The 12,146-nt window shown below is 44.2% G+C and carries 10 protein-coding genes; 8 read left to right on the plus strand and 2 right to left on the minus strand.

Annotated elements, in window-relative coordinates; all coding sequences use genetic code 11:
* Window positions 1-169 precede the first annotated feature (169 nt).
* From celB to BLR93_RS06510, 6 genes are all read left to right on the plus strand, one after another.
* Window positions 170-1,471 carry a PTS cellobiose transporter subunit IIC gene (gene celB, locus BLR93_RS06485; RefSeq protein WP_093212491.1) on the plus strand — a complete coding sequence of 434 codons (1,302 nt, stop codon included), beginning with the start codon at window positions 170-172 and terminating at the stop codon, window positions 1,469-1,471.
* 15 nt (window positions 1,472-1,486) lie between these two features.
* Entirely contained in the window at window positions 1,487-2,230 is a 744-nt protein-coding gene (gene chbG / locus BLR93_RS06490) for a chitin disaccharide deacetylase (RefSeq protein WP_093212493.1), read from the plus strand.
* A complete protein-coding gene (locus BLR93_RS06495) occupies window positions 2,231-2,608 on the plus strand; it encodes a PTS lactose/cellobiose transporter subunit IIA (RefSeq protein ID WP_093212495.1) in 378 nt (125 codons plus the stop codon). It abuts the gene before it with no gap.
* A gap of 14 nt (window positions 2,609-2,622) precedes the next feature.
* Complete coding sequence (locus BLR93_RS06500; RefSeq protein ID WP_093212497.1) at window positions 2,623-4,467, plus strand: exo-beta-N-acetylmuramidase NamZ family protein; 1,845 nt, start codon at window positions 2,623-2,625, stop codon at window positions 4,465-4,467.
* Window positions 4,468-4,676: 209 nt separating this feature from the next.
* Window positions 4,677-5,594: a protease HtpX gene (gene htpX / locus BLR93_RS06505; protein ID WP_093212499.1), complete on the plus strand. Its 918-nt coding sequence runs from the start codon at window positions 4,677-4,679 to the stop codon at window positions 5,592-5,594.
* Window positions 5,595-5,629: 35 nt separating this feature from the next.
* Window positions 5,630-5,869 carry a hypothetical protein gene (locus BLR93_RS06510; RefSeq protein WP_093212501.1) on the plus strand — a complete coding sequence of 80 codons (240 nt, stop codon included), beginning with the start codon at window positions 5,630-5,632 and terminating at the stop codon, window positions 5,867-5,869.
* Window positions 5,870-5,884: 15 nt separating this feature from the next.
* Here BLR93_RS06510 and BLR93_RS06515 read toward each other — a convergent pair whose 3' ends face one another.
* The gene (locus BLR93_RS06515) at window positions 5,885-6,391 is read right to left on the minus strand and encodes a DoxX family protein (RefSeq protein WP_093212503.1); all 507 of its coding nucleotides are present in this window, start codon (window positions 6,389-6,391) and stop codon (window positions 5,885-5,887) included.
* A 467-nt stretch (window positions 6,392-6,858) separates the two neighbouring features.
* Between BLR93_RS06515 and BLR93_RS06520 the strand changes: the two genes are divergently transcribed.
* Window positions 6,859-7,776 carry an aldo/keto reductase gene (locus BLR93_RS06520; protein ID WP_093212505.1) on the plus strand — a complete coding sequence of 306 codons (918 nt, stop codon included), beginning with the start codon at window positions 6,859-6,861 and terminating at the stop codon, window positions 7,774-7,776.
* A 142-nt stretch (window positions 7,777-7,918) separates the two neighbouring features.
* Here the strand turns inward: BLR93_RS06520 and BLR93_RS06525 are convergent, their stop codons facing one another.
* Entirely contained in the window at window positions 7,919-9,220 is a 1,302-nt protein-coding gene (locus BLR93_RS06525) for an NCS2 family permease (protein ID WP_093212507.1), read from the minus strand.
* A 497-nt stretch (window positions 9,221-9,717) separates the two neighbouring features.
* Between BLR93_RS06525 and BLR93_RS06530 the strand changes: the two genes are divergently transcribed.
* Complete coding sequence (locus BLR93_RS06530; RefSeq protein ID WP_093212509.1) at window positions 9,718-12,033, plus strand: glycoside hydrolase family 65 protein; 2,316 nt, start codon at window positions 9,718-9,720, stop codon at window positions 12,031-12,033.
* The last annotated feature ends 113 nt before the right edge of the window (window positions 12,034-12,146 follow it).

The following is a 12,146-nucleotide window of genomic DNA, read 5'->3' on the forward strand; positions in this document are numbered from 1 at the left end:
GTGAGCTATTTTGAAAATGATAGATTCACAAACAAAACGGCAATAAAAATCTCCTTATCTCAATATCGACAAATTTGACATCACACATTCACCCTTTGCTCCAAAATACTCGTTCACAGGCGGAGCCGTTTATCCAACAACCACATTACGATTAAAGGGAGGAAACACGATGGACCGGTTTAATGCATTTATGGAACGTTATTTCATGCCGGTTGCTGGAAAAATGGCGGAACAGCGCCATTTAAAGGCAATCCGTGACGGCATCATTGCCGTCATGCCTTTATTGATTATCGGCAGTATCTTTTTAATTATCAGCTCGCCGCCAGTACCTTCTTGGGCGGATTTCATGGCCCCATATGCTTCGGCGCTCAGTATTCCGGTTAATGCCACATTTGGATTGTTAGGGCTTATTGCTGTATTTACCATTGCCTATAACCTCGCTATCAGTTATAAAATGGACGGTTTGTCTGCGGGGGTGCTGGCAATCGCTGCTTTCTTCGTTGCCACCCCGCTGACAGAAGAGGGAAATATCCCATTAAATTTAATGGGCAGCGAAGGACTGTTTATCGCGATTGTCCTCGCAATTTTTACAGTAGAAGTTTACCGTTTTTTTGAAGTGAGGAATATCGTGATTCGAATGCCTGATAGTGTTCCGCCTTCTGTTTGGCGGGCGTTCACAGCACTTATACCAGGCGCAGCAATCGTGGCGATGGTCTGGGCGGTTGATTTAATTCTCCAGTCTGCCTTTGAGTTATCGCTCCATGGCATAGTCGGGGCTGTTCTTCGTGAACCGCTGCAAATGGCTGGCGGAAGCTTTTGGGGTGCAATGGCCGCAATCATCCTCATTCATTTGCTCTGGTCGTTCGGCATTCATGGCATCTCTGTGGTTGCAAGTGTGATGGCTCCGATTTGGTATAGTCTTACGGAGGAAAATGTATCAGCACATCAAGCCGGTGAGCAACTGCCTAACATCATTGGCCAGCCATTTATGGCAATTTGGTGGGCTGTCGGGGGATCCGGCATGGCTCTTGCATTAACATTGTTGTTTATCTTGCGGGCGCGTTCCAAGCATTTAAAAGGATTAGGCAGAGGGTCAATTGGAGCAAGTATCTTCAACATTAGTGAACCAGTGATTTTTGGCGCCCCGGTAGTAATGAACCCGCTTCTGGTAATACCATTTATCCTGGCGCCGCTTGCCGTTGGGATTGTCACCTATTTCTCTATGTCCTTTGGATTGGTAGGTAAGCCGTATGTGATTGTGCCGTGGACGACACCACCGCCGATTTCAGGGATTCTTACGACAGGTGACTGGCGCGGAGGTGTGTTAATGATGGTGAACCTATTGATTGCCATGGTGATTTACTACCCATTTTTCCGCCTCTATGATAAACAATTGCTTGCAGAAGAACAAAGAGAGCAGGATGATAAGGCTGGCTCTGAAAATGTATCTGTCTCTGCCAAACAAGGGTAAGGAGTCTTTTTTGATATGAACCACAAGCGGAAACTTATTATCAATGCCGATGATTTCGGTCTATCACCAGGCGTAACAGCAGGGATTCTTTACGCTCACAAGTATGGCGTCCTCACTAGCACCACAGCAATGGTAAATACTGAATTTGCCAGGGAAAGTCTGGAGGAGGCAAAACGGTATCCCAAATTAGGAATCGGCTTGCATTTTGTTCTTGATGCAGGCCGTCCGCTATCTGCTTCTGCCAGGAGCCTGGTAGACCAAAAAGGAGATTTTCTAACTGGCCAATCATTAATCGAGTCAGCGAACAAACAGGATGTGAAAAGTGAATTGGAAGCACAGCTGCATTTTCTCCTCGAACAGGGCATCAAAGTGACTCACCTTGACAGCCATCACCACATGCACTTACACATTCCCTGTGCCTTGGAAGCGATGTTGGAAGTGGCGGAAAGCTACCAGCTGCCGATCCGGGCTTTTTCCGATACGAAGCTGCCGGACCAGATAGCTGCCGCGGATAACTTCCATTACGACTTTTATGGCGAGGAGCACGTTACTAGTGACTATTTATTGCAGTTGTGTGCCGCTTTGCAGCCAGGTGTTACGGAAATTATGTGCCACCCTGCATTCATGGATACATGGCTGGAAAAAAAGAGCAGCTATCAGTTTACAAGAACAAAAGAATTGGAGATTTTGACGAGCAGCCGTTTAAAAGAATGGCTGAAACAACACAAGGTGGGCTTGATCCATTATGGAGGGTTGTAAATGAAGGTAGAAGATCTTTCCATGCAAATCATTTTATATGCTGGAAATGCCAAGGCATTTTTGCATGAGGCCTTGCATGATGCAAGAAATGGACAATGGGAAAACACAGAAGCAAACAGGGAAAAAGCATCCGCTGAATTGCTGAAGGCGCATAAAATCCAAACCAAATTCTTACAGAAGGATGCTGCTGAAAAATTGGCTAGCCCGCCGATACTATTAATTCATGCCCAGGACCATTTGATGACGGTCATGTCGGAAAAAGACTTGATCGGGGAAATGATTCATATGTACAAGAATCAGCACGATATGAAAAAACAAATCGAGCAATTGCTGCAAAATGAAAAACGACAGGAAGAGAGAAGCGGAGAAAAACTTTAAAGAGGAGTGGTTCGATGAAACGATCCAAATTTACTTTAATGGCTGCTGTATTTCTATTGATCCTGGCAGCTTCAACGGCAGCTGTACATGCAGACGGGAAGTCGGGCAATAAAGGAAATGCAAAGGTAACGCCCGGGGTGGAAGTGTTTTTAGATAATCATCTTGATTGGGTGGAGGACAAGCGTGTCGGCTTGATTACCAATCCAACCGGTGTGGACCGGAATCTGGTAAGCACAAGTGATTTATTATACGAGCATCCAGACGTGCAATTGACCGCGCTGTTTGGCCCGGAACACGGGATTAGAGGCGATCAGGAAGCGGGGGAATATGTGGAATCCTACATTGATGAAAAAACTGGCCTTCCTGTGTACAGTTTATATGGGCCGACCTGGAAGCCGACAGAAGAAATGCTGGAGGACGTTGACGTATTGTTATTTGACATCCAGGACATCGGCTCCAATGTTTATACCTACATTTACACGTTAGGTTTTGCCATGGAAGCGGCAGCGGAATTTGACAAGGAGATTATCGTGCTGGACAGGCCGAATCCGATTGGCGGTACACGAGTAGAAGGTCCGCTGCGATCGGAAGAGACCGTCAGTTTTATGGGGAGATTTTTACTTCCGGTTAGGCATGGCATGACCGTCGGTGAATTGGCGACAATGTGGAACCATGAGTACAGTATGGGTGTAGACTTGAAAGTAGCCAAAATGAAAGGCTGGAAACGGACGATGCATTATGAGGATACAGGGCTTCCCTGGGTAATGACTTCCCCTAACATTCCGACGCAGGAATCAGCTTACCTGTATGCCGGCACAGAATTGGTGGAGGATACAAACCTGTCTACAGGGCTGGGGACAACTAAACCGTTTGAACTTGTTGGCGGCCCTGGGATCGATGGGGAGGATTTAGCGGAAGAAATGAATAGCCGCGGTCTTGACGGTGTAAGTTTTCGCTCTGCATATTATACGCCAATGTTTGGCAGACATGAAGGGCAATTAATCGGCGGGGTGCAGGTGCATATCGACAATCCTTCCGATATTGATTTAGTTGCTCTTGGTCTCCATTTGGTCGATGCCATGCGCGACCAGGATCCCGAAGCGTTCGAGATGACTTCCAGTTACGCTAACCTAATCGGTGATCCTGATGTACCAAGTATGATTTTGGACGACCAGCCAGTCGAACAAATTATCGCTTCCTGGGAGGATGAATTGAACACTTGGACAGAGGAAGTCCGTAATCAATACCTGCTATACAACCCTTATCCAAGCGGCTCTCAGCCTTATAAAAACAACGGAGTATTAGGAATACTGCCTTTGGATCTCTCTGCTTCACTGGGAGAATCTGTGGAACTGGCAGTGAAGGGATATGACGAAGAGGGTGATAGTCTGGAGATTGATCCGGCACAGATTGATTGGTCGGTGTCTGGTGATATTGGACAAGTAGTCGATGGCGTCTTCCAGGCAGAAGGTGAAGGGAAAGGGGAATTGCTTGCGTCTTATGGTGAGTACACTGCCTCCCGGAAGGTTGATGTGTCAACCACATTGGTAGAGAATATCCGCTACGGCATCCATGCTGACTATTCACGGATTGTGTTTGACCTTAACAAAACGGTGACAAACTATCAGCTGGAAGAAAAGGACGGCCAATTACGTTTAGAAATACCTTATGGAGAAATTGGCGGAGAATTGGGTGAATCGGGCGGTACCTTGCAAATAAACAACAGTCCAGTTATTTCAAGCATCGATTACCAGCGGGAGGATAATGCGTTTGTGGCAGCCTTTGATTTGAAAGAGGAAGGAATAACTTTTGAAACGCCGGCGTTTTCTTCCAGAATCGTTGTCGATTTAATGCATTAGCGTATAGAAAGGCAATCGGAGCATTCATGCTCCGATTGTTTTTTTATAGCTGCTCAACTTATCCAGCAATAAGTAATATTTGGCGTTTTTGTGACATGTTATTAAAATATTAGCAGCCTTTTTCTGTTCCTGTTGTCTTCTATGCCGTATAAAAAGTAAAATCATGTTAAAATAGTAACAAGTGCAAATTGAAAATGGAGGTGCAGGAATTGGGAAAACGCGTGTTATTTTTTCTATTAACTAATATACTTGTTATGACGACGATTGTTATCGTCTGGTCGATAATTACTACGTTCACCGATATCGGAGGTTCGTTTGAGACAGGCGGATCAGGATTAGGGATTGATTATGGTTCGTTAATGGTATTCAGCTTGCTGGTCGGTTTTATTGGATCATTTATGTCGCTGGCAATGTCACGCTGGATGGCTAAAAAAATGATGAAAGTGAAAGTCCTGGACCCGGATGGTTCATTGGCAGCCCAAGAACGGGCGCTGGTTGAAAAGGTGCACCGTTTGTCACGCGCAGCTGGGCTGATGCATATGCCGCAGGTTGGAATTTACCAATCGCCGGAAGTTAATGCGTTTGCCACCGGTCCGACAAAGAAACGGTCACTTGTTGCTGTATCGTCAGGGTTGTTAAGTTCAATGGATGACGACGCGGTGGAAGGTGTAATTGCCCACGAAATTGCTCACGTATCAAACGGTGATATGGTTACCATGACGCTCTTGCAAGGAGTGGTCAATACCTTTGTCGTCTTCTTGTCTAGAATTGTTGCCATTATTGTGTCGCGTTTAGTCCGTTCGGAAATGCAAATGGTTGTCCGTTTTGCGGCAATTATTGTTTTCCAAATATTATTCTCCATTCTGGGAAGCATCGTCGTTAGTGCCTATTCCCGCTGGCGGGAATACCGGGCTGACCGTGGAGGTGCAGACTTGGCGGGCCGTGACAAAATGGCCCATGCGCTGCGCTCACTGAAAGCGCAAGTGAACCGGGCCCATCTAAATAACGATCGTACGGATGACGCAGCAATCCAGACCATGAAAATCAATGGAAAGAGTGGGGTAGCCAAGCTGTTTTCCTCCCACCCGGATCTGGATGAACGAATTGCACGATTGGAGCAGCGTTAATCTATAGCAAAGCAGATGTTTTAGAAGCCTATCAAATGAATCAACATTTGATAGGCTTTTTTGTGTTAAAAATTCCCTCGATGGCAGCCATAAACATCGATATTCCCAAGATTGCCAGGACTAGCGGGCGCCGTGTTTTATTTGCAGCAGCCGTTTGGGCAGATTCTGACATACTCCGAGCCTTCTTTCTGAAGAAATTCTCTCTACTAAAGGTTGCATTGACTGAAAGAAGCAGAAAAAAGAGACCAGCTGCACATAATGCTGATCTCTTTTAAAGTATTTATTATTACTTAAACCGTTGCTGTTTCTTTTTTTACTTTTTTGCTGGGAGTAAGGCTGCGAAGATAAGGGATTGCCCATCTGTCCAAGCCGTATTTTCCAGCGTTTGCTCCGGCAACGATGACGAAGAAGGCTAATAAGATCATTTGTCCATTAGTGCTGACAGTGCCGCTGAACAGGAAGGCGAAGTTCATCACCATTCCCATCAATGCTGCAAAGTTGGTCAAAAGTCCAAGAATCAAGGCAATTCCGACAAGTACTTCTCCCCACATAACCAGGAAAGAGAAGAGGCTGGAATTTGGTAGTGCGACATGCTCCAGGAAAGCTGCCCACCAGCCCTGTACGGCCGGATGCTCTCCAGTAGCAGAAGCGACGGCACCTTGCAGAAATCCACTTGCGTCAAACCCGCCGCCTGCTATTTTTTCAATGCCCGCGTGTAGGAATTGGTATCCAAGATAGATTCGAATGATGGCTAACATACCGGCAATCACATTGTTTCTTCTTAATACGTCAAACATAATGAAACATCTCCTTTTAAATTAATTGGTGTTATTTTGTTCAACATTTCACATAATTTTTGATAAGATCTTGTTTGTTTTCTTACTACACTTATATCTTAGCATGATTTCCATCCTACGAAAGGATATTGTGAATTAATTCACATACTGTTCAATAAGATATGTCGTTATTGTGAATAAATTAACAATAATGGGAAGGGAATCTGCTTTTTCGGGATAACTGTTCTACTTCGGATGGCAGTTGCTCTACTTTCCGGGACAATCGCTCTACTTCACCTGAAAGTAGCTCTACTTTAGGGGAAAGTTGCTCCACTCCCCCGGAGTTGCTCTACTTTCCGGGATAATCGCTCCACTTCCCCGGCACTGCAAAAACGTTGAATTCATTTAAAGAGCGCAGCGAGTATTCGTTGCGACTTTCCGCAGGCAAACTGGTAGAATAAAAGTATTATAGGAAAAGAGGTGGCGTTGTGAACAAAATAAAGTTGGGTAAGAGTGATTTGGAGGTAGGCGAAATTTCTCTTGGCTGTATGCGCATGGACAAGTTGTCAAAGCAGGATGCAGCCAGGGTAATCGAAAACGCACTTGATCAAGGCGTTGATTTGTTTGATCATGCCGATATTTATGGCGGCGGAAAATCAGAAGAAGTCTTTGCTGACGCAATTAATATGTCCCCGTCCATACGGGAAAAAATAAAAATTCAGACGAAGTGCGGTATCCGCGATGGCTTTTTTGATTTTTCCGAACAGCATATCCTTGCTTCTGTAGATGGCAGTCTGGAACGGTTGAAGACGGATTATATTGATATTCTCCTGCTCCACCGACCGGATGCATTAATGGAGCCTGAAGAGGTCGCGGAAGCTTTTACCAAGCTGAAGCAAAGCGGGAAGGTCCGCCACTTCGGGGTCAGTAATCAGAATCCGATGCAAATCGAACTACTGAAAAAATACTTAAAGGATGACCTGATCATCAATCAGCTGCAATTAAGTTTGATGTTTACCCCAATGATTGATGCTGGCTTGAATGTAAATATGCAGCATGACCCTTCGGTTGTCCGGGACAGCAGTATCCTTGATTATAGCCGTCTAAACGAGATGACCGTCCAAGCCTGGTCGCCATTCCAGTTTGGAATGTTTGAAGGTGTATTTGTCGGTAATGATAAATTCCCTGAATTGAACGCCAAGCTGCAGGAACTGGCCGAGAAGAAAGGTGTCACAGACTCTGCCATCGCCATTGCTTGGATTTTGCGTCATCCGGCCAGCATCCAGCCAGTTGTTGGCACGATGAACCCACAACGTATGGCGGATATCGCCAAAGCCTCTGACATCGAAGTAACACGGGAAGAATGGTACGAACTATATCGGGCGGCAGGCAATAAGTTGCCATAACCACACAAAAAGGACACCAGCTGATATTTCATCCGCTGGTGCTTTATTATGTAATCCAACAGATACAGTTAGAATTCAGCTTTCTAATCGATAATAAAAACAGTAAAAAGAGAAGCACAATGATGTGCTTCTCCCATGAAACTCAACTCATCACATGAAAGATGAAATTAAACAAAAACAATCCGGCAATTACATACAATGCCAATGAGACTTCCTTTGCTTTACCAATGGCGATTTTTAAAATTGGGTAAAGAATAAACCCTACTGCAATTCCGTCTGCAATACTATAGGTGAACGGAATCATGGCAATTATGAGAAACGCCGGAAAGCTTTCACTTAAGTCTTCCAAGTCTAAGTGGCGAATATTTTCGAGCATCAGTGCCCCGATAATCATTAAAATCGGTGCAATCGCACTATCTGGAATAAGCTTAATGACCGGGATGAAAAATGCTGAAAGTAAAAAAAGGACGCCCGTAGTTACGGTAGTTAAGCCTGTTCTGCCGCCTGCAGCCATTCCTGCAGTTGTTTCGACCGTTGCAACCGTCGGACTTGTGCCAAACAAACCGGACAACGCTGCAGACACGGAATTTGCCTGAAATGCACGGGCGAATTTCTCCGGACGGTTGATGAAAGCAACATGGCCATGGGTAAGTCCGATATTTTCAAACACTAGTACCATGGTAATTAAAAACACGGCAATCCAAAAGGTCAATGAAAGAATGTTATCAAATGACATCACACCGAAAACTTCCATGTATTCGGAGAAAGAGAATGCTGTTTCTTCAGCAGACTGCACATCAATCAAACCGAATAGCCATGCAAGCAATGTGCCGGCAATTACGGTAATCAAGAAGTTTCCTGGTATGTTGCGGATGAACAGGATGATGGCAATCAAAAAAGTTAGTATCGTGGCAAGGACCTGAGGTTCGCCCAGATCACCAAGCGCGATAATCGAGTTGGTCCCTTTTTCTACCAGCCCGCCTTTTTCGAGGCCGATCAGCATTAAAAACAACCCTAACCCTACCGTGATAGCCTCTTTTAACGATTGGGGGATCGCCTCACTTAATCTTTTCGCAAACCGGGAAAATGCAATGAACATGAACAATAAGCCGGAAATAAACACAACGGCCAGCGCTTCCTGCCATGTGATTCCCATTGATTGGACAATCGTATAAGAGAATAGAGCATTGATCCCCATACCTGGTACTAAAAGAATCGGCACGTTTGCATAAAATCCCATAATCAAACAGCCGGCGACAGACGAAATAATCGTTGCCAGTATCGCTGCTTCCAGCGGTATTCCAGCCTCCGATAATATAAGTGAATTTACGGCAATGATATAAACAATTGCAAAAAAGCCAATAAATCCTGCCAGTATTTCACGTTTTACCGTCGTCTCATTCTGGTCAAGCTTAAAGAGTTGGTTAAACCTATTATTTTTCATGGCGGTCTATCCTATTAAATTAGCCCTCTCCCTACCCGCTCGTCCTGCAAAAAAACAAGAGAGCCACAAGATAGCATTTTAACAGAAATAATCGACTCTGCCAATAAGCTGCATTTTCTGCTTGCAGCAGTTATAAATAGACACTAACTTTCTGTACGAGTGAATATGGTCGCCATTCTTTTGATTTAAAAGGAACCCGCCCGAAATCCCTGTAAATCGTTTAGATCTCCTATTTACCAGCCTGCCGGAAAAATATTGGTTTTTTGCTAAATTAATTTCAAAATGGTATTGGAATCCACCCCGGCAGTGAAGTATAATAAACCTTTCGTGTAAACTGTTACTATGTCTCTGTGATATCTTTTAATGATGATTGGGATAAACGAAGGGACAATCTTCCGCAAATCCCCATAAGCTAGTATTAGAAGAGAAATTAATTGAATTAGCAGCACCATTTATTTTTCATTAGCTAAGGCAATCTGATACAGGGAGTAAGATATATGACTTGGAAAATATCAAAAGGTTCGTTAGACGAAAAAAGTCTGTTGTTAAATGAGAGCCTGTTTGCTCTCGGCAATGGTTATCTCGGAGTAAGAGGGAACTTTGAAGAGGGCTATCAGCAGGGGAACAATTCGATTCGCGGCACTTATATAAATGCTTTTCACGATGAAACGGAAATAAGCTATGGAGAAAAATTACATGCCTTTCCTGATACCCAGCAGAAACTGGTGAATATTATTGATTCACAGGATGTCACTATATTTATTGATGGGGAGTTATTTTCTTTATTTTCAGGTAAGGTCATGGAATATGAACAAAATCTCCATTTTGACGGTGGCTATTCCGAACGGATCATACGTTGGCTGTCTCCAAATGGAAAAGAAGTGAAATTGCATTTTAGGCGAATGGTTTCTTTTGTTCTCAAAGAACTGTTCTTGATCGATATCAAAGTGGAACCTGTCACTCCAGTCAATGAAATAAAGATTGTCTCCTCAGTAAATGGAGACGTGTCTAATTATATAGATAAAAACGATCCGCGTGTTGCTTCTGGCCACGCGAAACGCTTATTTGTTAAGGAAGCTGGCATGCAAGCTGAATACAGCATCGTTCGTAATCAGACGATGGTTACCAATCTGGAGGTTGCTTGTGTAACAGACTCAACTGTAGCTGCCAGCGATTATCAATACAACAGTGAAACGAGTGAATCAGGTGTGAAGGAGATATACACCTGTAATGGAAACAAACCTGTTCAGTTCACAAAGTTTAACGTTTATACCGACACGCTTCGGCATCAAGAAAAGCTGGTAGAAACCGGTCTTGGCATTCTCCAAAAAATTAAAGGGGCTGTTTTTGAAGATTTTATCGTCGAACAGACAGCTTACCTCACCAATTTTTGGAATAATTCTGATGTTACTATTTCCGGAGACCAGGCTCTGCAGGAAGGAATTCGGTTTAACCTATTCCATTTACTGCAATCGGTCGGAAAGGATCCTGTCAGTAACATAGCTGCAAAAGGGCTGTCAGGCGAAGGGTATGAAGGGCATTATTTTTGGGATACAGAAATTTATATGTTCCCTGTCTTTTTGATGACTAATCCTGATCTGGCCAAAAATCTGCTGGTCCAGCGTTATTCTACGCTAGACAGTGCCAGACTGCGGGCCAAAGAGATGGGTCACAGCAAGGGAGCGTTATTTCCGTGGCGGACAATTACCGGAACAGAATCGTCTGGTTTTTTCCCAGCGGGGACGGCGCAGTACCATATTAGCGCCGATATCGCGTACAGCTATGTCCAATATTTCCTGGCAACTACCGATGTTTCCTTTTTAAAGGATTATATGGCGGAAGTGCTGTTTGAAACGGCCCGGCTGTGGATGGACACCGGCCATATGTATAATGGCCAGTTCCGTATCGATAACGTCACCGGACCGGATGAATATACGTGTATTGTTAACAATAATTATTATACAAACATCATGGCTAAGAATAATTTAAACTGGGCAGCCAAAGTTTATAAGCTGCTGGAAGAGGTGGACAGCACTCTGTTGGATCGTATGAAGGCTGAACTATCTTTGAATGAAGAGGAAGTAAGAGAGTGGACAGAAGCAGCAGAAAACATGTATTTGCCGTATGATGAAAAATTAGGCATCAATGCACAAGATGATACGTTTTTACAGAAAAACCGGTGGGACCTGCAAGCCACACCGAAAGAAAAATTCCCGCTGCTGCTCAATTATCATCCATTAACACTGTACCGTTATCAAGTATGCAAACAAGCGGACACAGTACTCGGCCACTTCCTGCTTGAAGATGAACAAAACTTGGAAACTATTAAAAAGTCCTATGATTATTATGAACAGGTGACAACACACGATTCATCGCTCTCTTATTGTATTTTCAGCATTATGGCCTCCAAGCTTGGCTATACGGAAAAGGCTTATGATTATTTCATGAAAACTGCTCGTTTGGATTTGGATAATACGCACGGCAATACCAAGGATGGCCTTCATATGGCTAATATGGGCGGCACCTGGATGGCGATTGTTTATGGATTTGCCGGATTGCGGTTGAAAGAAACCGGTTTGTCTTTTGCGCCATTTTTACCGCCGAAGAAGTGGGAAACTGCTTCCTTTAATGTGCAATTCCAAAACAGGCTGCTTTCGGTAACCATGGAAAAGGACGCCATTTCTTATTGGCTGAAAGCAGGAGAGGCGCTGACCTTCCGTCATTTTGATCAGGCCATCACCCTTCAAACCGGAGAAGAAATAAAAATCAGCACCGACAGCGAGGAACACGACAGAAGCCTGGCAATTGTATAAAATGTATATATAAAAAAGAACACGCTTGTCGATAAGCGTGTTCTTTTTTATATAGAACTAGAGACAGGTTAATCTCGTTTGAGGGGAAATCGCTCGACTTAGTGGCGGAGTCG

The organism is Sediminibacillus albus (genome assembly GCF_900101125.1).
GTDB classification, from domain to species: Bacteria; Bacillota; Bacilli; order Bacillales; family Amphibacillaceae; genus Sediminibacillus; species Sediminibacillus albus.